Here is a 25,850-nt window from a genome sequence, read left to right as displayed (position 1 = left end):
GTTGGTGACTGATTTAGGCTTCTCACGCAGGTCCGCAAGACTCTCGCCTCAAAAATCCGACAGTCCGATCGGACAGACACGCTGATAAAAGGCTGGATCGGCGGGAACCCGAGCGCCTCGTGACAGCAGGAAGCGGTGCTCGACCACCATGGCCTGCTGTTCGATATTCAGCCCGATCCAGTCGCATCGGTCATCGACAGGATAGGCGTAGGCGCCCGGCCCGTCGCCCGCCTTCAGCTTGCTGGTCAGCAGGTTGACGCCGTTCTGCGCCTGCCAGACGTGAACGAGTTCATGGATGAAGACCGCCTGCGTTCTCAACGGCGCCTGCGACAGGTCCGGCGCCAGCGTCGCACTGGGCCAGACGATCCAGTCACGTCCGAACCAGCGCCCTGGCACGAAGGCGCGATCAAATGGCCAGGGCGAGCCCAGAAAGCGGATATCGTCCAGCCGCAGGTCGCGCCCGAACACCTCGCGCGCCAGCGCCGCTTCGCCGTGCGCCAAGGGGCGGATCATCTACCGACCCACTCCCAATGCCAGGGCTCATAGACATAGGGGACGAAGCCGAACCGCCCCGCATTCTTGACCAGCCAGCGATAGGTCGGGGTCTGGCTCATGTGGCGGCGGCTGTGAACATCGGTGGAATCCACGCCCATGCCCTGCAGGTGGCCGACATACAGATCGACCGCCGTGCCGGTACGGTGCGGCGAGCAGACGGCGCGGCGCAGGCCGTCGCAATTGCCGTCACGTGCACATCGGGCGGCGTCGGCCTCCGGATCGCGGAAGGAAGAAAAAACGCGCAACAGTTCCGGCTCAGCGGCGATCTCAGGAACTTCGGCGCGGGCAGCCGCCGCCATCGCGCGATAGGCCTCCAGCACGTCGCGGCGCAGCAGGCGCGTCAGACGCTCAGCGTGTTCCTCGCCCGTCGTCAGATAGGCCAGGTCGGCGACGGGGGGCGGATCAGGGCATTCCCCCCTCACCCGCGCCATGACGAAGGGCCGCCGCTCCTGCCACAGGCCGCGCAACACCTGAAACGTCGCCTGGTCGAACCGTCCGCTGGCCGTCAGCCCATAGCGCGCCTGGAACGCCGCCAGGGCTTCAGCAAACCCCGCCGATGTCGGATCGCAGGGCGAGCCGACCTCATGCTGGATCAGCGGCACATAGGCTTCCCAGCCCAGTTCCGACAGCCCGAACGGAACCCATTCCAGCGCATATAAGGAGATGGCGTTCGCCTCGGCCGTATCGTCCCAGGCGCCGGGCGGCCGGTCGCAGATCTGGGCGGTCGGGGCAGGTTCCGGCGCCTCGGCGTGAGCCTGTCCGGCGAAGGCGGCGGCCAAGGCGGCGATAACGAAGGCGGACGCTTTCCACATGACCCCAGCAGGCCTCAGGTTGAGAGTCGCCGCAAGCCCTCCGCGGTCTTCGCGCCTGCGTCGAAAACCTGCATGGTGACCGTTGCGGCCGACTCGCGCCGCGATCGGGCCGTGACCGCATGACCGCAACCGCCGCGCCTTCGTCCGCCACAGCTGCGCCCGACGCGCCGCGTCGCTCCAACGCCATCCTGGCCGCCTTCTCAGGGCCCTGCCTGCCGCTGGCGGCTTTCGGCGTCGCCCTGCCCGTCACCCTGCCGGAGTTCTACGCCACCCATGTCGGCATCGAGATGGGCATGGTGGCCGCCGTCTTCATGGCGGTGCGGCTGATCGACATTCTGTTCGACCCCTTTATCGGCTGGGGGATGGACCGAACGCGCACGCGCCTGGGCCGCTATCGCCCATGGATGGCCGTGGCGACGCCCATCCTGATGCTGGCGGCGCTGATGATGTTCGTGATGGTCCAGCCGGGCGCCGGGCCCGTCTACCTGTTCGCCTGGCTGCTGGTGCTCTACCTCGGCTTCTCGATGGGAACGCTGGGCCAGTTGGGCTGGGCCGCCGTGCTGGCGCCTCAGTACGACCAACGCAGCCGCGTCTATGGCTGGTGGCAGGTGTTCAACATCATCGGCGTGATCCTGATCCTGATCCTGCCGACCATCGTGGTGAAGACAGGCCTGGGGAACTACGTCGACGGCGTACGCATCATGGGCTGGGCCATCATCATCGCCCTGCCCCTGACCATCGGTCTGGCGATGGTGGCCGTGCCCGAGCCGGTCAACGCGGGCGCCGCGCCGCACGGCGGGCCGCGCGCCTATCTGGCCCTGTTCAGGATGAAGACGGTGCGCAAGCTGCTGATCGCCGACCTGCTGCTGGGCATTGCGCCGGGCATCACCGGGTCGCTGCTGTTCTTCTTCTTCGGCCAGATCAAGGGTTACGATCACACCCAGGCGTCGCTGTTCATGCTGATCTACTTCATGGCGGGCCTGGTCGGGGCGCCCATCTGGGCCTGGCTGGCGACCCGGATCGGCAAGGACCGCGCCCTGGCCGTGGCCAGCCTGATCTTCGCCGTCTTCTATGTCGGCGCGACCCTGGTTCCTGGCGGGAACTTCGCCCTGACGGCAGTCGCCATGTTCATCGCCGGCCTGCCCTATGCAGCGGGCCTGTTCCTGCTGCGGGCCATGATGGCGGATGCGGGCGACGAGGTGCGACTAGAGACGGGCGTGGACCGCACCGGCCTGATGTTCTCCATCCTGTCGGCCACGACCAAGATGGGTCACGTCTTCGCCCTGCTTCCTTACGCCATTCTGCCGCTGGTCGGGTTCAAGGCTCTGCCGGGGCCGGAAGGGAACAGCGACTTCTCGCTGTTGATCCTGCAGATCCTGTTCATCGCCGTGCCGGGCCTGCTATTGGCGGCCACCGCCTGGGTGCTGAAGGGCTATCCCCTGACTGCGAGCAGGCACGATGAAATCCGCGCCGCCCTGGCGCAAAGAGACGCCGGACACGCCTGAATGACCCATCCCGTCGACCGCCTGAAGGACATCATGGTTCGCCTGCGCGATCCGAACGGCGGCTGTCCCTGGGACGTGGAGCAGACCTTTCAGACCATCGCCCCCTATACGATCGAGGAAGCCTATGAGGTCGCCGACGCCATCGAGCGCGGCGACATGGACGAGCTCAGGGTCGAACTGGGCGACCTGCTGTTCCAGGTGGTCTTCCACTCGCGCATGGCCGAGGAAGCCGGGCATTTCCGGCTGGAAGACGTGGCCGAGGCCATGGCTGACAAGCTGATCCGCCGCCATCCGCACGTCTTCGGCGACGAAGCCGCCAAGGCCACCGGCCCGGCCCAGAAGGCCCGCTGGGAAGACATCAAGGCCGCCGAGCGCAAGGCCAAGAAACAGCATGGCGTGCTGGACGATGTGCCGGTCGGCCTGCCCGCCCTGACCCGCGCCGCCAAACTGACCAAGCGCGCAGGCCGTGTCGGCTTCGACTGGCCCTCGACCGACGAGGTCTTCGACAAGCTGGCTGAAGAGGTCGAGGAACTGCGCGCCGAAATCGCGGCGGGCGACAAGGACAAGGCGCGTGAAGAGCTGGGCGACCTGCTGTTCGTCGTCGCCAATCTGGCCCGCAAGCTGGAGGTCGAGCCCGAAGACGCCCTGCGCGCCGCCAACGCCAAATTCGTGCGTCGTTTCGAGTTCATCGAAGCCGAGTTGAAGAAAGATGGCCGCGCGCCGGAACAGTCCGACCTGCCCGAAATGGACGCCCTGTGGGACGCGGCGAAGGCGGCCGAGCGAGCCTAAGCTAGATGTAGCGCAATTCCTGCAGGTCGATCTCGCGGATCAGCTTGCGGGCCGTCTCTTCGTCGATCAGCCGCTGACGGCCCAGGCGGACCAGTTCCTCTCGCTCTGCGGCGAGGCCCGTCAGACGCAAGCGGCGCTCAATCTCGTCGGAGCGGCGGGCCTGGACCACGGCGTCGGCCTCCATGCTGGCGCGCATGTCGATGCGATGGCGATAGACTTCCATCACTCGTGTGGCGGTTTCGGTGTAGAAGTCGGGGTCCGCCTTGCCCTCGGCCATCGCGTGCTGGGCGTCCTCGATGGCGCGGATAGCGGCCCAGGCGGCTGCGACGCGAGAGCGATTTTCCTCGGCCTGATGATCATCCTCGGGCGGCAGTTGGACGCCCTTCAACAGGCGCGGCAGGGCGATAGTCGCCAGCACCAGCGAGACGATGATCACGCCCGCCGCCAGAAAGATGGCCAGGTTCCGCGCCGGCATCGGCGACCCGTCGCCCAGATAGAAAGGCAAGGTGAGAATGCCGGCCAGGGTGATGGCGCCGCGCACGCCCGCCAGAGACATGACCGCCACGAGCCTCAAACCGACCTTGGGCGGGGCGCCGCGACCCTTGCGGCGGAACAGGGTCAGCTTCAGCGAGGTCCACACCCAGACGAAGCGCAACACCGCCAGCGCCGCGACGATGGCGAAGACATAGACCGCCAGCCACCATAACTCGCTGTGCTGGGTTGTGCGTGTCACCTCGGCGGCGCGCGCCATGATGGACGGCATCTGCTCGCCCAGGATGACGAAGATCAGGCCGTTGGCGACGAATTGCACCGTGTCCCAGACCACGGCGCGGCGAATGCGGGTCGCGGCCAGGGCCGAGCCCTGACGTTCGGTGAAGCTCATCGTCACGCCCGCCGCCACCGCCGCCAGAATGCCGGAAGCATGGATGGTTTCGGCCGCCAGATAGGCCGCGAAGGGCATCAGCAGGCTGATCAGAATCTGGCCGCCGACATCTTCGCCCCAGCGACGGCTGATGAAGGCCTTCACCAGTCCTATGGCGAGAGTGACGACGATGCCGACCGCCACGCCCGCCAGAGCCAGCCAGGCGAAGGTTCCAAAAGCGCTGGTCAGAGAAAAGGCGCCGGTCGTCGCCGCCAGCACGGCGATCCGCATGCAGGTCAAGCCGCTGGCGTCGTTCAGCAGGGACTCGCCTTCGAGGATGTGCATCAGCCGCTTGGGGATCGGCGCCCGCCCAGCGATGGCCTGGACCGCAATCGGGTCCGTTGGCGACAGGATGGCCGCCAGGGCGAAGGCCACGGCCAGCGGCATGGCCGGGATCATCCAGTGGATCAGAAAGCCCAGTCCCAGAACGGTGAAGACCACCAGCCCCAAAGCCAGCTCCAGGATCACCACCCGGTCCCGGAACAGCGCCTCCTTGGGGATGCGCCAACCGTCCACGAACAGCAGCGGCGGAAGGAACAGCAGGAAGAAGACATCCGGCTTCAGATCGACTGACTCGCCGGTGATCAGCACCACCCCCGCGCCCAGCGCGATCTGCACCAGAGGCAGGGCGATGCGCGTGATGCGAGCCACCCATCCCGACAGCACCACGGCCAGCAACAGGAAGAGGATGGTCTCGATCAGATGCATGACGGGATCAGTCGATCACATCCGGATACAGCCGTTCAAGTCGCCCCAGCGCGGCGGGATGCAGACGGACCGTCAGATGAACCCGGCCGTCCTCGTCGGTCTCGCGCCCCGTCACGCGGCCGTTGGCGTAGAGCCACGCCAGCAGGTCGCCGCGATGCGGTTCGACCGTAAGCTGCGTCTCGGGATCATCGTCGATCAGGGCGGCGATGGTTTCGCGGAGCGCCTCGATCCCCTCGCCTGTCCAGGCAGACACAGCCACGGCCGTTCCCTCGCGCGCAAGACGTTCGGCCTGACCGACCACGGCTTCCCGCGTTTCGGGTTCCAGCAGGTCGATCTTGTTCCAGACCTCAAGGATGCGGCGCGTCTTTCCTTCCGGCGTCGGTATCTGCTCCAGCACGGTCTCGACGTCCTTGGCCTGGGCGGCGCTGTCGGGCGAGGCGATGTCGCGCACATGCAGGATCAGATCGGCCTCGCCGACCTCCTCCAGCGTGGCGCGGAAGCTCTCGACCAGTTCGTGCGGCAGATCGGAGACGAAACCCACGGTATCGGCGATGATGGCCGGACGCCCCTGCGGCAGACGGATGGTGCGCTGGGTCGTGTCCAGAGTCGCGAACAGCAGATCCTTCGCCATGACCTCGGCACCGGTCAGACGATTGAACAGCGTCGACTTGCCCGCATTGGTGTAACCAACGAGGGCGACAGACGGGAACGGGACCTGTTTGCGCGCCTTGCGGTGCAGGCCGCGCGTGCGGCGCACCTCTTCCAGTTCGGCCTTCAACCGGACGATGCGGTCGGCGATCATCCGCCGGTCTAGTTCGATCTGAGTTTCGCCGGGGCCGCCGACGCCGCCCGTGCCGCCGCGCTGGCGCTCGAGGTGGGTCCAGGTGCGGACAAGGCGCGAGCGCTCATATTCCAGCCGCGCCAGCTCGACCTGAAGACGGCCTTCGCGCGTGCGGGCGCGGCGGCCGAAGATCTCGAGGATCAAGCCGGTGCGGTCGATGACCTTGATGTCCCAGAAGCGTTCAAGGTTGCGCTGCTGCACCGGGGTCAGTTGATCGTCGACGACAACCGCCTCGGCATCAGCGGCCAGGATCAGGGCTGAAATCTCTTCCAGCTTGCCCCGACCAATCAGGGTGGCGGGCGTGACGGATCGCAGGCGCACGATCTCCTGCGCCCGGACGTCGAGGTCCAGCGCCTGGGCCAGGCCCACGGCTTCTTCCAGGCGTTCGGAAGCATGGCGCGCATTGTCGCCGCGACGGTCGGGATGGATGACGACGGCCCGGATCAGCGGGACGGCGTGGTCAATGAGTTTGGAGGTCAATCAGTCTTCTTCGGCGTCGGGCTCGTACAGTTGCACGGGCGCGGACGGCATGATGGTCGAGATGGCGTGCTTGTAGACCAGCTGCGATTGGCCATCGCGACGCAGCAGCACACAGAAGTTATCGAACCAGGTGACGATGCCCTGAAGCTTGACGCCGTTCACCAGGAAGATGGTCAGCGGCGTCTTTGTCTTGCGGACGCTGTTCAGGAAGGTGTCCTGGAGGTTCTGTCGTTTGTCTTGCGACATGGCAGGTTGATCCTGTTCTTGGTCTTTTTCATCGACGGCGGAATGGCCGCGAGGCGGGACGTCGCCCGCATTCGCGACCTTAGCCACGCCCCCGCCGGTGCGGCAACGGCTTAAATGGCCTCGCGGCGCGCCTGTTCCAGATAAATCTCGCGCAAACGGGCAGCCACCGGGCCCGGCTTGCCCTCGCCGATGCGGGTTCCGTCCAGAGACACGATCGGCATGACGAAAGAACTGGCCGCCGTGACGAAGATTTCACGCGCGCGCTTGGCCTCTTCGACGCTGAAGGCGCGCTCTTCCAGTTCGATGCCTTCCGCCTCCACCAGTTTCAGGATCGCCGCGCGGGTGATGCCGCGCAGGATGTTGGCCTGGGTGTCGCGGGTCCTCAGCTTGCCGTTCTCGTCAACGATCCAGGCGTTGGTCGAGGAGCCCTCGGTCACCATGCCCATTTCGTCGAACAGGATGGCTTCGTAAGCGCCGCGTTCACGGGCCGCCTGCTTGGCCAGGGCGTTGGGCAGAAGGCCGACCGTCTTGATGTCGCAGCGTCCCCAGCGCATGTCTGGGTGGGTGACCCCGGCGGCGCCCCTGGCGGCAAGGGCCTCGCCCTTCTTCAGGTCGACAGACTTCGCGGTGACGATGACGCTGGGCGCCACATCCTTTGGGAAGGCGTGGTCGCGCGGGGCGGTGCCGCGCGTGATCTGGACATAGACCAGACCGTTGCGCACCCGATTGCGGCGGATGGTTTCACGCAGGACGATGCCCAGCGACTGGGCCGACATGGGAATGTCGATGCGCAGCTCGGTCAGGCTGCGCGCCAACCGGCCCAGGTGGCCCTGATAGTCAGCCAGCTTACCGTCAAACACCGACCAGACCTCATAGACGCCGTCGGCGAACTGAAACCCGCGATCCTCGATGTGGACAACGGCCTGACCGTGCGGCTGATAAACGCCGTTTACATAGGCGACCCTGGACATCAGGCGCCCTCTCCTTCTTCGTCTCCGCCGCGTGCGGGCGACACGCCCAGCGACTTAAGCTTGCGATGCAGCGCCGACCGCTCCATGCCGATGAAGGCGGCCGTGCGCGAGATATTGCCGCCGAAGCGCATGATCTGCGCCGACAGATATTCCCGCTCGAACACCTCCCTGGCTTCACGCAGCGGCAGGGCGATGATGCGATCGGCGCTGAGCGAGGCGGGGCTGGCGGACGACGCCACCTCCTGCGGCAGCATGTCCGCCGTTATCGGCTCGTCCGCCGTCCCGGTCGCCAGGATCAGCAGGCGTTCGACATTGTTGCGCAGTTGCCGAACGTTGCCGGGCCACGGGTGGACCTGCAGCACAGCCAGGGCGTCATCGGCGATGCGGCGATGCGGCAGCCCCTGCGACGCCGAAAGACTATCGACGAAATACTCGACGAGTTCGCTGATATCCTCGCGACGTTCGGACAGCGGCGGGACGCGGATCGGCACCACGTTCAGACGGTGGAACAGGTCCTCGCGGAAGCGCCCTTCGCTGATCTCCAGACGCAGATCCCGCGAGGTCGAACTGATGACCCGCACGTCGACCTGAACATCCTGTTCGCCGCCGACGCGGCGGAACCGCTGCTCGACCAGAACACGCAGGATACGGCTCTGGCTCTCGCGGGGCATGTCGGCCACGTCGTCGAGGAACAGGGTGCCGTTATGCGCCTGTTCAAAGACGCCGATCTTGCGGGGGCGACCGTCGCCGCCTTCTTCCCCGAACAGTTCGACGTCGAGGCGCTCGGGCGTCATGCCGGCGGCCGAGATCGCCACGAACTCGGCCCGGGCGCGCGGGCTGGCGTCGTGGATCTGGCGCGCGACCAGTTCCTTGCCCGAGCCCGGAGGCCCCGCGATCAGGATGCGGCTGTTGGCGGGCGCCACCTTGGAGATGGTGCTGCGCAGCGCCTGCGCCGCCACAGACTTGCCGATCAGGCCGCTGGGCGTCAGCGTCTGGGCGCGCAGGCGACGGTTCTCGCGCTTCAGAGAAGCCGCGTCCAGCGCCCGCTCGACCACCACCACCAGCCGGTCGGACTTGAACGGCTTTTCGATGAAGTCATAGGCGCCGCGCTTCAGGGCGCTGACCGCCGTTTCAATATTGCCGTGGCCCGAGATCATGACGACCGGCAGGTCCTCATCCAGCTCGCGCACGACATCCAGCAGTTCCAGGCCGTCCAGCCCGCCGCCCTGCATCCATATGTCCAGGACCGCCAGCGACGGTTTGCGCGCCTTGATGGCGGCCAGGGCCTCGTCCGAGTTGGCGGCCGTACGGACCGCGTGGCCTTCGTCCTCCAGCAGGCCGGAAACCAGCTCGCGGATATCGGCTTCGTCGTCGACGACCAGAATGTCGGCACCGGTGCTTTTCATGACGCCTCTCTTACTCCGCCGTCCGCATCGCGCTGGAAGCGCGAGCGGCGGCCTTATGATCCTGGCTCAGGGGGAAGGTCAGGCACACGCGCGCGCCTGACAAGGTTTCGGCGTCGGCCAGCCTCAGCTCTCCGCCGTGGTCTTCACAGATGCGCTTGACGATGGCCAGGCCCAGGCCCGTCCCCTTCTCGCGCGTCGTTACATAGGGTTCGGTCAGCCGGTCCCGGTCCTTGGCCGGCAGGCCGACACCGTCGTCCTCGATGATGAAGGAAGCGAAACCGTCCTCGACCGTCAGACGGGCGATGATCCCCAGACCGGGCTCCGTCACCCCGTCCCGCTCGCGTCGACCGGCCACCGCCTCGCCTGCGTTCTTCAGGATATTGGCGAGGGCCTGACGAACCATGCGACCGTCAGCCTGCATCGCGACGTCCGGCAGGGGCTCGATCAGATCGACTCCGATATCGCCCGCCGCAACGCGCTGGGCGAACACCGCCTCGCGCAGCATTTCAGCCGGGTTCTCGCGTGAGAAACGAGGCGCGGGCATCCGCGCGAAGGACGAAAATTCGTCCACCATCCGTCCGATATCGCCGACCTGACGGATGATGGTCTCGGTGCAGCGGTCGAAAACTTCGACATCATCGCCGACCTGCTCGCGATAGCGGCGACGCAAGCGTTCGGCCGACAGCTGGATCGGGGTCAGCGGGTTCTTGATCTCATGGGCGATGCGCCGCGCCACATCACGCCAGGCGGCGTTACGCTGGGCCGTGACCAGACGCGTGATGTCGTCGAAGGTCAGCACCATCTCGCCGCCCTGCCCGCCTTCGATACGGACCCGCAGGCGCAGGGCATCGCCGTTGCGGTCGATGTCGATGTCTTCTTCGATATGGGCCTCGCCGCGCTCGGATAGCTCGCCCAATTCTGGTGCCACCTCGGCCAGCCGCCGTCCCTGCACATGTTCGGCGTCCAGCCCCAACAGATAGCTGGCGCTGTCGTTGATGGCCGAGATGCGGCGCTTGCGATCCAGGCCGATGACGCCCGCACTGACGCCCGACAGCACGGTTTCAATGAACAGGCTTCGGGCCTGAGCCTCGTCGGACGCGGTCTTCAAGGCGGCCTGCTGGGTCTTGATGTCCTGCGTCATGCGGTTGAACGCTTCGGACAGGACGATCAGCTCTGCCGGCGCCTCAGCATTATCGACCCTCGCGTCCAGATCGCCGCCGGCCACCTGGTCGGCCGCCTTCACCAGCCGACCGATGGGCGCCGAGATCGAACTGGCCGCCGACATGGCCAGCCACACCGCGCCAACCAGCACCAGCAGGGCCGTTTCGAGATAGCTGAGGGCGAAAGCCGCCTGGATGCGGGCGCGGCTTTCCTCCGCCTCGCGATAGGCGGTGATGGATTCCTCGCCGTTGCGCATCCGCTGGATCAGGCCCGGCGCCAGCGGGCGCACGACGTAGAGATAGGCGTCGCCATAGTCAGGCAGCGGATAGAGGGCGCGAACCGTGTCGGGATTCTCCGTCACCGTGGTGGGCGCCACCTCGCCGCCCGCAACCGTCTCCAAGGCTTCGCGGGGCGGCGCGACATAGGGCGGCGCGCCGGGCCGCTCGCCGCTGGCCAGCACCCGGCCGTTCTCGTCGAGGATATAAAGCGCCGGATAGCCGAAGAAGTCGCCGATCTGAGCCAGGGCGCGGGAAAACTGGATGCGATTGTCGAACAGGCCGCGCACTCCGCCCAGTTCAGTGGACATGGTCTCCATGTCGGCCTCAAGCCCGCTGCCGACATCGGCGACATAGGCCCGACCGATCTCAGCGCCGTTCCTGACAGCCGATTGCACATTCGCGCTGAACCACTGATCGACGCCGCGGTTGACCAGAACGCCGAACACCAGGGCGATCAGCACGGCGGGCACGACCGAAACCAGCGAGAACAGGGTTACGAAGCGCAGGTGCAGCCGCGCCCCAGGGTCGTAGCGGTTGCGGAACAGGCGCAGCACGCGAACGCCGATCACAAAGGCCAGTCCGAAAATCAGGACCAGATTGGCCAGCAGGATAAACAGCACGGCCTGACTGGCCGCTGAGCGGGCATCGCCTCCGCCGGTCGCGCCGGGCGCGATGGCGACAAGCCAGATCGCCGCCGCCGTAACGATGAAAGCGACCGCATAGGCTGTGCCGAACAGGGCGCGCGCCCGACCGCCAGCCAATCGCCCCCAGAGCGAAAGCTCCGAGTTATGGTGATCAGCCGGGGCGGCGGGGTTCGACATCAAGCGATAGCTTCAACCACCTGTGGCTTATTTTCAACATCGAAGTTGCGAGAATGCTTCACATCGAGCCACAACGCCGTCAGCGCCTCCTCGACCTCCTCTGGCGTCTCCAGCCTACACAGGCGCGCCTTGGCGGCCCGTCGCTCGGTCGGATCGGCCGGCCAGGGCGCCTGTTCGATGTACCAGCCCAGATGTTTGCGGAACATCTTCAGCCCCAGCGGCAGGCCGTAGAAGTCAACCGACGCCCGCAGATGCCGGATGACGATCGCGAGCCGCTCTTCCCGATCCGGCTCGCGCAGTTGCGTCCCGTCGATCAGGGCGCGCTCCAGATGTGCGGCCAGCCACGGCCGGCCATAGACGCCTCGCCCCAGCATCAGGGCGTCGGCGCCGGATCGTTCCAGGGCCTCGCGCGCCTGTTCGGCGGTGATGATGTCGCCGTTGACGATGACGGGAATGGCCACCGCCTGCTTCACCTCGGCCACCGCTTCCCAGTCGGCGATCCCAGTGTAGAACTGCTTGCGGGTGCGGCCGTGCACCGTCACAGCCGCCACGCCCAGCGCCTCGGCCCGGCGCGCCAGATCGGCGGCGTTGAGACTGTTGTCGTCCCATCCCAGCCGCATCTTGACCGTCACCGGCCGACTGACGGCCTGAACGACCGCCTCCATGATCCGCGCCGCCTGATCCGGCGTCCGCATCAGGGCCGAGCCGCAGGCGGCGCCGGTGACTTCCTTGGCGGGACAGCCGAAGTTCAGGTCGATGATGTCGGCGCCGGCCTTCTGCGCCATACGCGCGCCCTCGGCCATGGCCTCGGCGTCGCCGCCGACCAGTTGGATCACCGTCAGCGGCAAGCCTCCGCCCACTGCGGCGCGGCGCACCACGTCCGGCCGCGCGCGCGCCAACTCGGCCGCCGCCACCATTTCGGTCGCCACGTAAGAGGCGCCCAACTGCGAGGCCAGCACCCGGAACGGTAGATCGGTGATCCCGGTCATGGGCGCCATCAGCACCCGTCCGTCGATCCTTACGTCCCCAATTTGCAGGCCAGTCTTCATACGCCCCCTTAGCACCGAAGGCGCCCCCTCTCGTCAAGCGGAACCGGGACGCCTAGAAGGCCGTCATGGGATTCTCAGCGATTGTCGTCGCCGCCGGTTCGGGCTCGCGGGCCGGGGGCGCCAAGCAGTGGCGCATCGTCGCCGGACGCCCGATCATCGCCTGGTCGGTCGAGGCTTTGCTGAAGGCTGGCGCGCGTGAGGTCGTAGTGGTGATCGCCGCCGACGCTGAAGCGACGGCGCAGGCGGCTCTGGCCGGACTGTCCGGCTGGCGCGCCGTGCCCGGCGGCGCGACCCGGGCCGCCTCGGTTCAGGCCGGTCTGGCGGCGCTGACGGCGGATGACGCAGAGCCTATGCTGATCCACGACGCCGCCCGGCCGTTCCTCAGCGCCGACATCATAGAGGCCCTGCTGCAGGGCCTTAAGGACGCTGACGGCGCCCTGCCCGCGCTCGCCGTCGCCGACAGCCTGCGTCGCGCCGAGAGCGATTTCATTGTCGGAGGCGTCGATCGCGACCACCTCTGGCGCGCCCAGACGCCTCAGGCCTTCCGTCTGAAGACCATTCGCGACGCCTATGCCGCATGGCCGAACGATGAGACGGCGACCGACGAAGCCGCCGTCGTCGAACGCGCCGGCGGCCGCGTCCGGTTGATCCCCGGCGATCCACGCCTTCTGAAACTGACCTACCCTGAGGATTTCGCCATGGCCGAGGCGCTCGCCGCCCCCCGCACTGTCGTTCGCATCGGACAGGGATTCGATGTCCATCGCTGGGGCCCCGGTTCGTCGGTCTGGCTGTGCGGGGTCGAGATACCGCACGACCAGACCCTGATCGGCCATTCGGACGCCGATGCGGGGCTGCACGCCCTGACCGACGCCATTCTGGGCGCGATCGCCGACGGCGACATCGGCGACCATTTCCCGCCCAGCGATCCGCAATGGAAGGGCGCCGCCTCGGACCGTTTCCTAGTCTATGCGGCTGAGCGGGTGGCGGCGCGCGGGGGGCGCATCGTCAACGTGGACGTCACCCTGATCTGCGAGCAGCCCAAGGTGAAGCCTCATCGACAGGCGATGCGCGAGCGTCTGGCGGAACTATTGAACCTGCCGCTGGACGCGATCAGCGTAAAGGCGACCACCAGCGAAGGCCTCGGCTTCACGGGGCGCGGCGAAGGCCTGGCCGCTCAGGCCGCCGTCTCGGTCGAACTGCCCGGCTGATCGAGGTCAGGCCCGAGTCAGTCCGGCGGCGGCCCTTTCCAACAAGGTCAACGCCGTATCTTCGGCGCTCAACTGCGCCACCCCGACGTCCAGCTCCACCACGAACGGGGAGCGATCCTTGCCCGCGTCAAAGGCCGTGCAGGCGATGACGGCCGCGATCCGCTCGGCCGTGAGGCGGGCCGAGGCTTCGTCGGTAGCGGGCAAGGCAAGGGCGAAGGTCTCGCTGGACAGGCGGGCGGCGGTGTCTTCGACACGAACCAGACGGGACACCATGGCCCCGACCTGAGGCATGGCCTTCTCCAGCCAGCCTCCCGCTCTCAACGCTTCCAGAGCCTCGCGCCCCGCCACGCGCAGCACGCCGACAGACAAGGGTCGCGAGCGAACTCGAGCCCCGTCCACCAGCCGGCTCAAATGCGAGGCGAACAGGTCGCGGCTGAACAGCCCCGTCGCCTCATCCATCAGGTCGCTGCCCCGCACCGCGTCGAGCGCACGGCGAAGCCCCTGCTGCCGGCGGTGATTGCGCGCCAGGGCCACCACACGGGCCGCGGCGTCCTCTTCCGGCGTCGTCGGGTCGGCGACGTCGGCGAACCCTCGCCGGTACAGGTCGCCCAAGGCCTCGCCCGCCTCCTCGTCCCGCAGATAGAGGGTCAGCGGAATATGGTACAGGCGCGTGTTGCGGCGCATTCCCGCCGCGATCGCCAGGGCAGGCGCATGCGATCGATCGCCCCAGAGGACGGCGCCGTCGAACGCACGCTCATGCAGATAGTCAAAGGCCGTATAGGGCGTCGGCGCCGCCACCACCTCGGCCCCCAGTTCCACCAGGGCGTTCGAAAGCGCAAGGAATCGACGGTCCGCCGCCCCGGCGGTCAGGATATTCAGCGGCGACGCTTCCATGTCTGGCGCCGCCAGGGCCACGCCATGCTGGCCGAACGTGGCCTGACGCAGAACGAACTCTTCCTCCGCCACCGCCGCGCGGGTCATCTGTTCCAGCCGCATGGCGGCCTGCGCCGGATGCGGGGCCCTGGAAAGCGTCAGATCGCAGCCATTGAGACCGGCGCCCATCGGCGCCCCGACGCCCAGAATCGTCAGGTAACGCGCATCCGTCGACGATCGCAGCCGCGCAATCGCCGAAGCGTCCAACAGGGCCGTATCCACGACGGCGGCGTCGATCGTCAGGTCTTCCAACGCCAGGATGGCCGCATCCAGATCGCGCGCGGTCAGGGTTCGCCATCCCAGCCGATCCAGCCCCTCGCACAGGGAATCCAGAGAGTCGTCAGCGTCGGCGACAACCAGCACGCGCGGGTTCGGATGCAAGCAGAATCTCCTGGCTTCGGCCGGCCGCCCCCGCTGCCTTTTCCGAGCCTTGGGACATGATACCGGCGCAGCCGCGACCCGCAATGGGCAAGATCGCGTACCGCCGGACCGCCGATCAGGGGTTCCCACTTCACGCCGAATGGGGTTAATCCCCCCGCTTGTTCGACGACGAGGCCTTGGATTGACCCAGCCCTTACCGCTCGCGGACCTGCCCATGCACACGGCGCGCCTCGCAGGCCGCGCCTTCGCCAGAAGCTGGGGCCGGGACGTCATGCTCTATACCGGCGGGGTTTCCTTTTTCGCCCTGCTGGCCCTGTTCCCGGCCATCGCCATCCTGATCGGCTTCTACAAGGCCGTCCTGACGATAGGACAGGTCAGCGAACAGGCGGCAGCCCTGGCGGACGTCATTCCCTCGGCCGCGCGCACCCTGTTTCTGAACGAGATCGACCGGCTGGCGAACGCCTCGGCGCGGACCGTATCGCTGCAGAGCGCAATCGCCCTGGTCATCGGCGCCTATGCCGCGCATCGGGGCTTCAAGGCCCTGCTGGCGGGGCTGAATCTGATCCACGACGAAACCAAGCCGCTCGGCTTTTTCAAATTCAACCTGCTGGCCTTCCTGGTCGCGCTTGCGGCTTTCGTGCTGTTCACCGTCGTGTCGGGCGCCGTCGTCACCTCGCGCCTGATGGAGCACGCCTATGTCGACCAACCGGGCGGCTGGATGACGATGCCGCTCGATGGTTTGTGGCCTGCGCTCGGCCTGTGGCTGGGGCTGACCATGCTCTATCGCTACGCCATGGCGCACGCCAAGCGCGTCGCGTGGAAGGCGGCGGTCATCGGCGGTCTGGTCGCGACGGTCATGTCCAGCTTCTTCTCGTGGCTATGCACCATCTACGTCGAGCAGATCGTGCATCTGGGCGCGACCTACGGCTCGGTCGGCGCTGTGGTGGTGTTGCTGATCTGGCTGTCGTGGAACGTCAACGCCGTCTTCTATGGCGGCGCCTTCGCCACGGAACTGGAGATCGACTGGGAAAAGCGCGCCGCCCTGCCCCCGCCCGAGGCCTATTCCGACACGGTCGTCAGCCTGTCCGAGCGTCGCCGCTCTCGACAGTGATCTGAAGCACGCCGTCCGACTCATCGATCCCAATGACCCGGCCGCCCATTTCCTGCATCAGGAAGGGCACGTCGATACGCGCCATCGGATCGGTCGCCAGCAACGTCCATTGCGCGGCCGCACAGGCGCCCTCCATCGCCTTGCGCAGTCGCAGGCTGGGGACCGGACATCTGTGACCCCGCGCGTCGATGACGACAGGCTCGCTCATTGCGTCGCCGCGTCCAGCAACAGGCCCAGGGCGACGCGCACGCTTTCCAGACGCACCTGATCGCGCCCGATGGCGCCGAATCGCTTTTCGACATGGGCCACGGTTCCTTCAGGCCCTGCGATGGCGAAGTGAACCAGGCCGACCGGCTTGTCGTCCGATCCGCCGCCCGGCCCGGCGATCCCGGTGACGGACACCGCGACCTGGGCCCGCGAATGCGCCTTCGCTCCCTCGGCCATGGCCCGCGCCGTCGGTTCCGACACCGCCCCGAAACGCGCCAGCACGTCCTTCTGCACGCCCAGCATCTCCCTCTTGGCCTCGTTGCTGTAGGTGACGAAGCCCCGATCCACGACGGCCGAAGACCCTGCGATCGCCGTCAGGGCGCTCGCCACCAGTCCGCCGGTGCAGCTTTCGGCCGTTGCGATCATCAGACCGGCCCTGATCGCATGGCCGATCACGTTTTCAGCGGTCTCCTCGATATCCTGCGGCAACATGGGAATTCGCTCCATCCTCGAGTCGTCCTAGCCTCGACCTGCGGAATCACCCGTTTCAGGTCGAAAGCAGCGCATGACCGAACACGTCCTGTCCCCGGCGCATCGCAGGATCGACGCGATAACACCTGCCGCCTTCGCCGTCGCCATCTTCACCTCGGCCAGTCTGGTTTTCCTGGTTCAGCCGATGGCGACCAAGCTGGTGCTGCCGCTGCTGGGCGGATCGCCATCGGTGTGGAACACCGCCATGGTCTTCTTCCAGGCGGCGCTGCTGGCGGGCTATCTATACGCCCACCTGCTGCAACGGATTCCGTCGGTGCGGTGGCAGGCCGTGACGCATCTGACGCTGTTGGCGGCGGCGGCGGTCTTCCTGCCGCTGAGCATTACTGAGGCGTTGGGGGATCCCGATCCGGCCGCGCCGGTCGGCTGGCTTCTGGGGGCTCTGTTTCTATCCGTCGGCGCGCCTTTCGCCGTTCTTTCAGCCACGGCGCCCCTGCTTCAGGCCTGGTATGCGCGCGCCCGCGTCGGCCGGCCCGATGGAGCCAACCCCTATGTGCTTTACGCCGCCTCCAACCTGGGCAGCTTCCTGGCGCTTCTGGCCTATCCGGTCCTGATCGAGCCGCTGGCGTCCCTGTCGGGGCAGAGACTTGGCTGGACAGTCGGGTACGGCGCCTTCGCCGCCATGATCGTGCTGCTGACGATCATCCTGCCGCGCGGTCTCGGCGCCGCCCGCACCGCCGCTTCTGACCATCGCAGTCCGCCGATCCCGTGGTCGCGCAAGATCATCCTGATCCTGCTGGCCGCCGCGCCGTCCAGCCTGATGCTGGGGGTGACTGCACATCTTTCGACAGACGTAGCCTCGGCCCCCTTTCTGTGGGTCGCGCCGCTGGCCCTCTATCTGCTGACCTTCGTCATCGCCTTCCAGACCCGGCCGTGGATATCGCTGCCCGTCACTCTGATCCTGCAGGCGACCTTCACCGTCATGATCGCCGCCCTGGTCGGCATGACGACCGGGCATTGGCTGATGCTGCTGGGCGTGCACCTGGCCGCCTTCTTCTTCACGACCCTGATGTGCCACCAGCAGTTGGCCGCCCGACGCCCGGCGCCGGACCGGCTGACCGAGTTCTACCTGCTGATGTCGCTGGGCGGCGTGCTGGGCGGGGCCTTCACAGCCTTGCTGGCGCCGACCCTGTTCGAGACCGTGCTCGAATATCCGCTGGTCATGGTGCTGGTCTGTCTGGCGCGACCGTGGCTGGGCGCGCGTCCCGCCAGGCATGAAGTCTGGCTGATGACAGCGGGCCTGACGATCGCCGTGTCGGTACCGCTGCTGTTCGAGATGATGCGCTATGACGCATCGCTGCGCACGGTGTTCAGCGACTTCGGCCTGACCGCGACGGCGCAGATCATCCTCGGCGCCGCCGCCATCTGCGCCTTTCTGATCCGCGATCGCGTGCTGATGTTCACCGCTGTCGTCGCCGCCATGACGGTGTCGGCCCACTACATCGGCCGAGGTTACGACTGGAGCCTGTCCGAGCGCAGCTTCTTCGGCGTCATGCGTGTGGCGGTCACGCCGGACGCCAAGATGGGCGGCGACGTTCATGTGCTGATGCACGGCACGACCCTGCACGGCGCCCAGGCGCGCAACCCCGACTTCGCCTGCGCCCCGACCATGTACTATGCCGAGACCACGCCTCTCGGGCAGGCGGCCGAATTGATCCAGGCCCGCGGCCCCGGCGCCGTTATCGGCGTGGTGGGTCAGGGTTCGGGCGCAATGGCGGCCTATAAGCGCGCCTCGGATCAGATGACCTTCTTCGAGATCGATCCGATGGTCGACCGGCTGTCGCGCGACCCGAAGTGGTTCACCTTCATCTCGAACTGCGCCGATGGTCCGATCCGCACTGTCCTGGGCGATGCGCGGTTGACGCTGAACAAGGAGGCTCCCGGCTCCTACGATCTGCTGGTGATCGACGCCTTTTCATCCGACGCGGTGCCGACCCATCTGCTGACCCGCGAGGCGATCGAGGGCTATCTCAGGCTGCTGAGGCCGAAAGGCGTCGTGGTGCTGCATCTGTCGAACCGCAATCTGGAGATCACCCTGCCCGCCGTCGCCGCCGCGCGCGAACTCGGCGCCGCCGAACTGCACCAGATCTACATCGAGCACCCCGACGCCGCCCTGATGGCCGAGGCCTCAACCGAAGCCCTGGCCATCTCGCCCACGCCCGAAGGTCTGACCGACTTCAAGGCCGACGGCCGCTGGCGCAAGCTGGAGCCGACCGAGGTCCGCCCATGGACCGACGACTACGTCAACCTGTTCGGCGCCCTGGTTCGCAGCATGAAGGCGCGTGCGGGCTAGGCCGCGCCCGCAACCCGCGCCAGATCGGCGGTGATGCGCTCGGCGACCTTCAGGCGATCGTCGGGCGTGGGCCAGTCGCCCTTCACCACGATCTTCTGATCGGGGCGGATCTTCCAGAAGGCGTGGTTCTTCTGGATCAGGCCCACCAGACCCATCGGATTGGGGAAGGTGTTGTTGCGCAGGGTCAGCACCGCCCCCTTGGGCCCGATGTCGATCTTCTCGATGCAGGCCGTGCGGCAGTTGGCCTTGACGCCGACGATCCGCAGAAGCTGCTGCGCCTCGTCCGGCAGCGGGCCGAACCGGTCGATCAGTTCGGCGGCCATGGCCTCGCGATCCTCCATCTTCTCGGCGTCCGACAGACGGCGATACAGGCTCAGGCGTACGTTCAGGTCCGGGACGTAATCCTCTGGAATCAATACGGCCGCGCCGACGTTGATCGACGGCGACCAGCCGCGATCCGGGGCCGTCTCGCCCTGTTCCCGCAGCTCGGCGACGGCGTCTTCCAGCATCTGCTGATACAGTTCGACGCCAACCTCGCGGATATGGCCCGACTGTTCGTCGCCCAGCAGATTGCCGCCGCCGCGCTGGTCCAGATCGTGGCTGGCCAGTTGGAAGCCTGCGCCCAGATTATCCAGAGACTGCAGCACCTGCAGCCGCCGCTCGGCCGACAGGCTCAGCGGTTTGGTCGGATCGGTCGTCAGATAGGCGAAGGCCCGCGCCTTGGAGCGACCGATGCGACCCCTGATCTGGTGAAGCTGGGCCAGACCGAACATATCAGCGCGATGCACGACCAGGGTGTTGGCCGTCGGAATGTCGATGCCGCTCTCTACGATGGTGGTCGAGACCAGAACGTCATATTCGCCGTCATAGAAGGCGCTCATGACGGCCTCCAGCTGGGTCGGGCTCATCTGGCCGTGGCCGACGACGAACTTCACCTCTGGAACCTGTTCGCGCAGGAACCGCTCGATGTCGGGCAGGTCCTTCAGGCGCGGCGCGACGTAATAGGCCTGACCGCCGCGATATTTCTCGCGCAGCAGGGCCTCGCGCACCAGCACCGGATCCCACGGCGTGACGTAGGTCCGGACCGCCAGACGGTCGACCGGCGGGGTGGCGATGATCGACATCTCGCGGATGCCCGACAGCGCCATCTGCAGCGTGCGCGGGATCGGCGTCGCCGTCAGCGTCAGCAGGTGAACATCGGCCCGCAGGGACTTCAGCTTCTCCTTGTGCTTGACGCCGAAGTGCTGCTCCTCGTCCACGATGACGAGGCCCAGATCCTTGAAGCCGACCTGATCGGCCAGCACGGCGTGGGTGCCGACGACGATCTCGAAACTGCCGTCCTTCAGACCCGCGCGGGTTTCGTTTGCGTCCTTGGCCGTGACCATGCGCGACAGGTGGCGCACCTTGATCGGCCAGCCGGCGAAGCGCTCGCTGAAGGTCTTGAAGTGCTGGCGGGCCAGCAGGGTCGTCGGACAGACGATGGCGACCTGCTGACCCGTCATGGCCACGACGAAGGCGGCGCGCAGGGCGACTTCCGTCTTGCCGAAGCCGACGTCGCCGCAGATCAGACGATCCATCGGCGTGCCCTTGCCCAGGTCCTCCAGCACGTCGCCGATGGCGTTCAGCTGATCGTCCGTCTCCTCATAGGGGAAGCGGGCGCAGAACTCGTCGAACAGGCCCGCGGGCGGCGCGATGGCGTCGGACACCCGCAGCGCCCGCTTGGCGGCCAGGGCGATCAGCCCCTCAGCCATGGCGCGCAGACGCTCCTTGGCCTTGGCCTTGCGCGCCTGCCAGCCCGCGCCGCCCAGACGATCCAGCTGAACCCCTTCTGCATCCGTGCCGTAACGGGTCAGGAGGTCAATGTTTTCAACCGGCAGATAGAGCTTGCTCTCACCAGCATAGAGAAGCTCCAGACAATCGCGCGGCGCCTCCTGAATCTCCAGCGTCCGCAGGCCCTCATAGCGGCCGATGCCGTGATCCAGGTGGACGACCAGATCGCCTGCCGTCAGGGCCGAGGCCTCGGCCAGGAAGTTAGACGCCCGCCGCTTGCGCCGTGGCCGCGCCAGCCGGTCGCCCAGTATGTCGGTCTCGGAGATAACGGCCAGATCGTCGGTGACGAAACCATGCTCGACCGGCAGCACCGCGCGCAGATAGACGCCCTCGGGCGCGGCCCGCACATCGTCCCAGTCGCGCACCGCCACGACGTGCGTCAGGCCATGGTCGCCAAGCATGGCGGCCAGACGCTCGGCCGAGCCTTCGGACCACGAGGCGAACAGCACACGCTTGCCCTGCGCCTTCAGAGCCTCGGCGTGCTGGGCCACGGCGGCGAACAGGTTCACGCTGTCCTGCGACCGCTCGGCGGCGAAGCTGCGGCCCAGACGGCCGCCGGCGTCCTCGCCCGAACCGGCGGCCAGCGGCGACAGGCGGCGCACGGCGCGACCGGCCAGCGCGCTGTTCCAGTCGCTGTCGTCCAGATAGAGCCGAGCGGGCGGCAGGGCGCGATAGGCCGCCCCGCCCTTGCCGCGCGCGGCCTCCTTGCGCGCCTCATAGGCGTCGACGGTCAGATTCCAGCGCTCGCCCCGCGCCTGTTCCGTCTGGCTGTCGAGGAAGACCGGCGACGCGTCCGGCAGATAGTCGAACAGCGTATCCAGTCGGTCGTAGAACAACGGCAACCAGTGCTCGACGCCTTGACGGCGCGCGCCCTCGCTGACGGCGGCGTACATGGGTTCGTCGCCGGGCGCGCCGAACAGGTTCAGATAGCCGCTGCGGAAACGCGAGATGGCGTCGGCGTCCAGCAGCACCTCCGACACCGGCGACAGCGAAACCGCCTTCAGCTGGCGCGTCGAGCGCTGGGTCTCGGGATCGAAAGCGCGGATCGATTCCAGTTCTGAGCCGAACATGTCGAGGCGCACCGGCTCGTCGAACCCCGGCGGGAAGACGTCGATCACCCCGCCTCGAATGGCGTATTCGCCGCGTTCGGACACGGTCGAGGCCCGAATATAGCCGTTCGTGGCGACATAGCGCTCCAGAGCGGCCGTATCGAGATCGGCGCCGACCTTGGCGGCGAACCCAGCGCCGGTCACGGCACCGCGCGGCGGCGTGCGCTGGGCGGCGGCGGCGACGGTGGCGACCACCAGCAGAGGCGTCCTGTCCGCCGGATCTCGCGTCGCCAGCCGGGTCAGCGTCGCCATGCGCTGGGCCGCGACCGAAGCCGTCGGGCTCAACCGGTCATAAGGCAGGCAGTCCCACGACGGATATTCAAGAACTTCAACATCCTTGGCGAAGAAACGAAACGCCTGAATAAAGTTTCCCGTACGTTGATAATCGCGCGCCACGAACAGGGCGGTCCCGCCCTGCGCCTTGATGCGATCAGCCACGATCAGGGCGTCCAGTCCCTCAGGCGCGCCGCCCAACTCCATGTCGGCCCGCGCCGGCGCGCCGTCCATCAGCCGATGCCCTTGGCGACTTCAGCCGCAACGTGCTCGCGCATGAAGGCGCGGATGCGGGCGATCATCGGCCCGTCGAACTCAGGCGGGGTCGGCTCGCGCTCGATGATCCAGGCGTAGAGGTATTGATCCTCTTCATCCAGCAGGGTCTCGAGTTCGGTCAGTTCGTCGTCGTTCAGAGTCGGCGCGACCTGATCGGTGAACGGCCCCAGCACCATGTCGGCCTCGCGAAAGCCCCGGCGCCAGGCGCGGAAGGACAGGCGCCCCAGGCGCGTCTTGCGGTCGTCGGTGTTCTGGGCGTCGTCGGGACGTGCGTCGATATCGGCCACGCTGTTTCCTTGCCTGTCCGTTCACTTCGGTAAGAGGCGGATCAGATAGCGTTCCAGACGCCGCTGCGCCAGCTATGCTGCGTCATCATGAGGCCCGAGATTCTCTTTCCCCTGTTCGCGGACGTCACCACGCTGAAAGGCGTGGGGCCGCGCAGCGCGCCCCTGGTGCAGAAGGTGGCGGGTCCGCTGGTGCGCGACGTGCTGTTCCTGTCGCCCAGCGGCGTGATCCAGCGGCGCCGCACCACGGCGATGGAGGCCGTCGACGGCGAGATCGGCGTCTTCGAGGTGACGATCGACCGCCTGATTCCGCCGCACAAACACGGCGCGCCGATCAAGGTGCGCGCCATCGACGATACCGGCTTCATCCATCTGATCTGGTTCGCCGGATCGCCGCGCCATATCGAGAGTCTCGCCCCGCGTGGCTCGCGACGGTTGGTGACCGGCAAGGTCGAGCGCTTCAACAGCGAAGTCCAGATCGCCCACCCCGACTACATTCTCCCGCTCGAGAAGGCCGATGAGATTCCGCTGTCCGAACCCGTCTATCCGGCGACGCAGGGGCTGACCTCACGCCAGATCCGCAAACTGGCGCAGGGCGCGCTGGCCCTCGCGCCCGAGCTTCCCGAGTGGCAGGAACCGAACTGGCTGGCGGCGCGGCGCTGGGCCGGCTGGCGCCCGGCGCTGGAGGCCCTGCACGCCCCGACGAACGAGGCCGATCTGACGCCGGACGCCCCGGTGCGCCAGCGTCTGGCCTATGACGAACTGTTCGCGCACCAGTTGGCCTTGGCGCGCCGCCGTCGCGCCCGCCAGATCACGCCCGCCGCCCGCATCACGCCGGGCGAAGCTTCCGCCCGCCTGCTGGCCGCCCTGCCCTTTAGCCTGACCGGCGCGCAGAAACAGGCCGTCGTCGAAATCCGCGCAGATCTGAGTTCCGGCGAGCAGATGGGGCGGCTGCTCCAGGGCGACGTCGGTTCCGGCAAGACGGCCGTCGCGGCGCTGGCTCTGGCCGATGCCGCCAGCAGCGGCTTTCAGGCCGCCCTGATGGCGCCGACCGAGATTCTGGCGCGCCAGCATTACGACAAGCTGTCGTCCCTGCTGGATCAGGCGGGCGTGTCCAGCCTGTTGCTGACCGGCCGCGACACCCCGGCCGAACGGCGCGTCAAGCTGGCCGCGCTCGCCTCCGGCGAGGCTCAGGTCGCCATCGGCACCCACGCCCTGTTCCAGGACGCGGTGCAGTTTCACCGGCTGGCGCTGGCTGTCATCGACGAGCAGCACCGCTTCGGGGTGCGCGAGCGTCAGCGCTTGCAGGCCAAGGGCGACCCGGCTCTGGGCGGCGTTCACCTGCTGACCATGTCGGCCACGCCGATCCCGCGCACGCTGGAGCTGACGCAATACGGCGAACTGGAAGTCAGCCGCCTGATGGAGAAGCCGCCGGGCCGCACGCCCGTGACCACGGCTGTCCTGCCGCTGGCGCGCATCGGCGAGGTGGCGAAGCGGCTGAAGGCGGCCGTCGAAGCCGGCGCCCAGGCCTACTGGATCTGCCCTTTGGTGGCCGAATCCGAAGCCATCGACCTGGCCGCGGCCGAGGATCGGGCCGAAGACCTGCGCAAACTGCTGGGAACCGAGGTCGGCCTCGCCCACGGCCAGATGCCGGGCGCCGAGCGCGAGGCCGTGATGGCGCAGTTCGCGGCGGGGCGTCTGCCCGTTCTGGTCGCCACGACCGTGGTCGAGGTCGGCGTCGACGTGCCCAACGCCTCCATCATGGTGATCGAACACGCCGACCGCTTCGGTCTGGCCCAGCTTCACCAGTTGCGCGGGCGCGTGGGACGCGGCGCCAAGGCCAGTTCCTGCATCCTGCTGTATGGCGGCGAGGACGGCGCCCTGGGCGAAACGGCGAAGGAGCGGCTGGAGACCCTGCGCCGCACCGAGGACGGCTTCGTCATCGCCGAGGAAGACTTCCGCCTGCGCGGCGGCGGCGACCCGCTGGGCCTGAAGCAGAGCGGTTTCCCGGCCTATCGCTTCGCCGATCCGATCCGGCATCGGTCGCTGCTGCTGGCGGCGGCGGACGATGCGCGCCTGCTACTGGGCCGCGATCCCGACCTGACCAGCGAGCGCGGTCAGGCCGTGCGCCTGCTGGAAGCCCTGTTCGACTGGAAAAACGAACGCCCCTCAGCGGACTGAGGGGCGTCGTAAAACTCAGCGAGACTTTAAAGCGATCAGCCTGCGTTGCGGGCGATGCGTTCGACTTCCTTGCGGACCTGCGCCTCGACGATGGCGGGCAGGTTGGCGTCCAGCCAGTCCTTCAGCATCGGGCGCAGCATCTCGCGGACCATGGCCTCGACCGTATTGCCGCTCATGAAGTTCATGTCAGCGGCCGAGGCGACCGGCGCAGGCTCGGGCTTCTGGAAGCTGGCGGCCAGACCGGCGAAGGCCGAAGCGGCGCTGGCGGCGGCGGTTTCGCCGACCAGGGCGTCCGTCTCAGGCGCGACGGCGACCGGCGCAGGCTCGGGTGCGACAGCGGGCGCCTCGACCGGGAAGGGTGCTGCGTCGGCGACGTCCAGATCGCCAATGGCCTCGGCGGCCGGGGCCTCATAAGGCTCGGTCAGCTCAAGCACATCTTCCTCAGCGGCGGCGATAGCCGGGGGCGCTTCAGGTTCGGGTTCGGGCGCAGGTTCCGGCTCGGGCGCTGCGGCGGTTTCAGCCGGGGCGTCGTCTTCAGAAATAATCCGGCGAATCGACGCCAGGATTTCTTCCATCGTGGGTTCCTGAGCGGACTGGTCGGTCATGTCGGAGCCTTCAACCTCGGTGCTCGATCTCGGTCATCACCCGTTGAGCCGGAAACGGCGCAGGGC

At 67.4% G+C, this 25,850-nt stretch carries 21 protein-coding genes; 6 read left to right on the top strand and 15 right to left on the bottom strand.

The window, feature by feature from the left end; translation table 11 throughout:
- Positions 1 to 48: 48 nt before the first annotated feature.
- Entirely contained in the window at positions 49 to 513 is a 465-nt protein-coding gene (locus RSD66_RS08485) for a hypothetical protein (protein ID WP_415287298.1), read from the bottom strand.
- Complete coding sequence (locus RSD66_RS08480; protein WP_415287297.1) at positions 510 to 1,367, bottom strand: D-alanyl-D-alanine carboxypeptidase family protein; 858 nt, start codon at positions 1,365 to 1,367, stop codon at positions 510 to 512. Before RSD66_RS08480 ends, RSD66_RS08485 begins: the two co-directional genes overlap by 4 nt.
- Before the next feature lie 119 nt (positions 1,368 to 1,486).
- Between RSD66_RS08480 and RSD66_RS08475 the strand changes: the two genes are divergently transcribed.
- Together RSD66_RS08475 and mazG are read left to right on the top strand one after the other, a co-directional pair.
- A complete protein-coding gene (locus RSD66_RS08475) occupies positions 1,487 to 2,872 on the top strand; it encodes an MFS transporter (protein WP_415287296.1) in 1,386 nt (461 codons plus the stop codon).
- Positions 2,873 to 3,661: a nucleoside triphosphate pyrophosphohydrolase gene (gene mazG, locus RSD66_RS08470; RefSeq protein WP_415287294.1), complete on the top strand. Its 789-nt coding sequence runs from the start codon at positions 2,873 to 2,875 to the stop codon at positions 3,659 to 3,661. It abuts the gene before it with no gap.
- 1 nt (position 3,662) lies between these two features.
- Here the strand turns inward: mazG and RSD66_RS08465 are convergent, their stop codons facing one another.
- The 7 genes from RSD66_RS08465 to dusB form a co-directional block, all read right to left on the bottom strand.
- Positions 3,663 to 5,291, bottom strand: a complete 1,629-nt coding sequence (locus tag RSD66_RS08465; RefSeq protein WP_119411954.1) for a Na+/H+ antiporter — start codon at positions 5,289 to 5,291, stop codon at positions 3,663 to 3,665.
- 7 nt (positions 5,292 to 5,298) lie between these two features.
- Entirely contained in the window at positions 5,299 to 6,612 is a 1,314-nt protein-coding gene (gene hflX / locus RSD66_RS08460; protein WP_415287292.1) for a GTPase HflX, read from the bottom strand.
- The gene (hfq, locus tag RSD66_RS08455) at positions 6,613 to 6,858 is read right to left on the bottom strand and encodes an RNA chaperone Hfq (RefSeq protein WP_003164861.1); all 246 of its coding nucleotides are present in this window, start codon (positions 6,856 to 6,858) and stop codon (positions 6,613 to 6,615) included. It abuts the gene before it with no gap.
- Between the two features lie 110 nt (positions 6,859 to 6,968).
- Positions 6,969 to 7,829, bottom strand: a complete 861-nt coding sequence (locus RSD66_RS08450) for a D-amino-acid transaminase (RefSeq protein WP_415287291.1) — start codon at positions 7,827 to 7,829, stop codon at positions 6,969 to 6,971.
- The gene (locus tag RSD66_RS08445; RefSeq protein WP_415287290.1) at positions 7,829 to 9,235 is read right to left on the bottom strand and encodes a sigma-54-dependent transcriptional regulator; all 1,407 of its coding nucleotides are present in this window, start codon (positions 9,233 to 9,235) and stop codon (positions 7,829 to 7,831) included. Before RSD66_RS08445 ends, RSD66_RS08450 begins: the two co-directional genes overlap by 1 nt.
- 10 nt (positions 9,236 to 9,245) lie before the next feature.
- Positions 9,246 to 11,495: a sensor histidine kinase NtrY-like gene (locus RSD66_RS08440; RefSeq protein WP_024352855.1), complete on the bottom strand. Its 2,250-nt coding sequence runs from the start codon at positions 11,493 to 11,495 to the stop codon at positions 9,246 to 9,248.
- The gene (gene dusB / locus RSD66_RS08435) at positions 11,495 to 12,544 is read right to left on the bottom strand and encodes a tRNA dihydrouridine synthase DusB (RefSeq protein WP_415287288.1); all 1,050 of its coding nucleotides are present in this window, start codon (positions 12,542 to 12,544) and stop codon (positions 11,495 to 11,497) included. The genes RSD66_RS08440 and dusB overlap by 1 nt, the downstream gene beginning before the upstream one ends.
- A 65-nt stretch (positions 12,545 to 12,609) precedes the next feature.
- Between dusB and RSD66_RS08430 the strand changes: the two genes are divergently transcribed.
- Positions 12,610 to 13,752: a bifunctional 2-C-methyl-D-erythritol 4-phosphate cytidylyltransferase/2-C-methyl-D-erythritol 2,4-cyclodiphosphate synthase gene (locus tag RSD66_RS08430; RefSeq protein ID WP_415287287.1), complete on the top strand. Its 1,143-nt coding sequence runs from the start codon at positions 12,610 to 12,612 to the stop codon at positions 13,750 to 13,752.
- Positions 13,753 to 13,758: 6 nt separating this feature from the next.
- On the opposite strand, the gene RSD66_RS08425 is transcribed toward RSD66_RS08430, so the two are convergent.
- Positions 13,759 to 15,066 (bottom strand): diguanylate cyclase domain-containing protein, encoded by a 1,308-nt coding sequence (locus RSD66_RS08425; RefSeq protein ID WP_415287285.1) that lies wholly within the window; start codon positions 15,064 to 15,066, stop codon positions 13,759 to 13,761.
- Positions 15,067 to 15,247: 181 nt separating this feature from the next.
- On the opposite strand from RSD66_RS08425, the gene RSD66_RS08420 reads away from it, so the two are divergent.
- Positions 15,248 to 16,177 (top strand): YihY/virulence factor BrkB family protein, encoded by a 930-nt coding sequence (locus RSD66_RS08420; protein ID WP_346522951.1) that lies wholly within the window; start codon positions 15,248 to 15,250, stop codon positions 16,175 to 16,177.
- On the opposite strand, the gene RSD66_RS08415 is transcribed toward RSD66_RS08420, so the two are convergent.
- Together RSD66_RS08415 and RSD66_RS08410 are read right to left on the bottom strand one after the other, a co-directional pair.
- Positions 16,143 to 16,385 carry a sulfurtransferase TusA family protein gene (locus tag RSD66_RS08415; RefSeq protein WP_415287284.1) on the bottom strand — a complete coding sequence of 81 codons (243 nt, stop codon included), beginning with the start codon at positions 16,383 to 16,385 and terminating at the stop codon, positions 16,143 to 16,145. The two genes, RSD66_RS08420 and RSD66_RS08415, sit on opposite strands and share 35 nt — an antisense overlap.
- On the bottom strand, positions 16,382 to 16,876 hold the full coding sequence (locus RSD66_RS08410; protein ID WP_415287283.1) for a CinA family protein: 495 nt from the start codon (positions 16,874 to 16,876) through the stop codon (positions 16,382 to 16,384). The genes RSD66_RS08415 and RSD66_RS08410 overlap by 4 nt, the downstream gene beginning before the upstream one ends.
- A 73-nt stretch (positions 16,877 to 16,949) precedes the next feature.
- On the opposite strand from RSD66_RS08410, the gene RSD66_RS08405 reads away from it, so the two are divergent.
- Positions 16,950 to 19,226, top strand: a complete 2,277-nt coding sequence (locus RSD66_RS08405; protein ID WP_415287282.1) for a fused MFS/spermidine synthase — start codon at positions 16,950 to 16,952, stop codon at positions 19,224 to 19,226.
- Here the strand turns inward: RSD66_RS08405 and mfd are convergent.
- Both mfd and RSD66_RS08395 read right to left on the bottom strand, forming a co-directional pair.
- Positions 19,223 to 22,672 (bottom strand): transcription-repair coupling factor, encoded by a 3,450-nt coding sequence (gene mfd, locus RSD66_RS08400; protein WP_415287281.1) that lies wholly within the window; start codon positions 22,670 to 22,672, stop codon positions 19,223 to 19,225. The genes RSD66_RS08405 and mfd overlap by 4 nt on opposite strands.
- A complete protein-coding gene (locus RSD66_RS08395; RefSeq protein ID WP_415287280.1) occupies positions 22,672 to 23,001 on the bottom strand; it encodes a succinate dehydrogenase assembly factor 2 in 330 nt (109 codons plus the stop codon). The genes mfd and RSD66_RS08395 overlap by 1 nt, the downstream gene beginning before the upstream one ends.
- 87 nt (positions 23,002 to 23,088) lie before the next feature.
- Here RSD66_RS08395 and recG point away from each other — a divergent pair, with 87 nt between their 5' ends.
- Entirely contained in the window at positions 23,089 to 25,179 is a 2,091-nt protein-coding gene (recG, locus tag RSD66_RS08390; protein WP_415287279.1) for an ATP-dependent DNA helicase RecG, read from the top strand.
- Positions 25,180 to 25,214: 35 nt separating this feature from the next.
- Here the strand turns inward: recG and RSD66_RS08385 are convergent, their stop codons facing one another.
- Positions 25,215 to 25,784: a DUF2497 domain-containing protein gene (locus RSD66_RS08385; protein WP_024352866.1), complete on the bottom strand. Its 570-nt coding sequence runs from the start codon at positions 25,782 to 25,784 to the stop codon at positions 25,215 to 25,217.
- Positions 25,785 to 25,850: the final 66 nt, after the last annotated feature.

This window comes from Brevundimonas sp. S1H14, from assembly GCF_047716865.1.
Classification (GTDB): domain Bacteria; phylum Pseudomonadota; class Alphaproteobacteria; order Caulobacterales; family Caulobacteraceae; genus Brevundimonas; species Brevundimonas naejangsanensis.
The sequence above is the reverse complement of the archived record's forward strand: the minus strand, read 5'-3'. Positions and strand labels throughout refer to the sequence as shown.

Bases quoted from the DNA above. Each gene is read 5' to 3' on its own strand.
- RSD66_RS08480 (WP_415287297.1), bottom strand. From the start codon at position 1,367: ATGTGGAAAGCGTCCGCCTTCGTTATCGCCGCCTTGGCCGCCGCCTTC.
- hfq (WP_003164861.1), bottom strand. From the start codon at position 6,858: ATGTCGCAAGACAAACGACAGAACCTCCAGGACACCTTCCTGAACAGC.
- RSD66_RS08415 (WP_415287284.1), bottom strand. From the start codon at position 16,385: ATGAGCGAGCCTGTCGTCATCGACGCGCGGGGTCACAGATGTCCGGTC.
- mazG (WP_415287294.1), top strand. From the start codon at position 2,873: ATGACCCATCCCGTCGACCGCCTGAAGGACATCATGGTTCGCCTGCGC.
- recG (WP_415287279.1), top strand. From the start codon at position 23,089: ATGAGGCCCGAGATTCTCTTTCCCCTGTTCGCGGACGTCACCACGCTG.
- RSD66_RS08465 (WP_119411954.1), bottom strand. From the start codon at position 5,291: ATGCATCTGATCGAGACCATCCTCTTCCTGTTGCTGGCCGTGGTGCTG.
- RSD66_RS08485 (WP_415287298.1), bottom strand. From the start codon at position 513: ATGATCCGCCCCTTGGCGCACGGCGAAGCGGCGCTGGCGCGCGAGGTG.
- RSD66_RS08405 (WP_415287282.1), top strand. From the start codon at position 16,950: ATGACCGAACACGTCCTGTCCCCGGCGCATCGCAGGATCGACGCGATA.
- RSD66_RS08440 (WP_024352855.1), bottom strand. From the start codon at position 11,495: ATGTCGAACCCCGCCGCCCCGGCTGATCACCATAACTCGGAGCTTTCG.
- RSD66_RS08475 (WP_415287296.1), top strand. From the start codon at position 1,487: ATGACCGCAACCGCCGCGCCTTCGTCCGCCACAGCTGCGCCCGACGCG.
- RSD66_RS08445 (WP_415287290.1), bottom strand. From the start codon at position 9,235: ATGAAAAGCACCGGTGCCGACATTCTGGTCGTCGACGACGAAGCCGAT.
- RSD66_RS08430 (WP_415287287.1), top strand. From the start codon at position 12,610: ATGGGATTCTCAGCGATTGTCGTCGCCGCCGGTTCGGGCTCGCGGGCC.
- RSD66_RS08410 (WP_415287283.1), bottom strand. From the start codon at position 16,876: ATGTTGCCGCAGGATATCGAGGAGACCGCTGAAAACGTGATCGGCCAT.
- mfd (WP_415287281.1), bottom strand. From the start codon at position 22,672: ATGGACGGCGCGCCGGCGCGGGCCGACATGGAGTTGGGCGGCGCGCCT.
- dusB (WP_415287288.1), bottom strand. From the start codon at position 12,544: ATGAAGACTGGCCTGCAAATTGGGGACGTAAGGATCGACGGACGGGTG.
- RSD66_RS08450 (WP_415287291.1), bottom strand. From the start codon at position 7,829: ATGTCCAGGGTCGCCTATGTAAACGGCGTTTATCAGCCGCACGGTCAG.
- RSD66_RS08385 (WP_024352866.1), bottom strand. From the start codon at position 25,784: ATGACCGACCAGTCCGCTCAGGAACCCACGATGGAAGAAATCCTGGCG.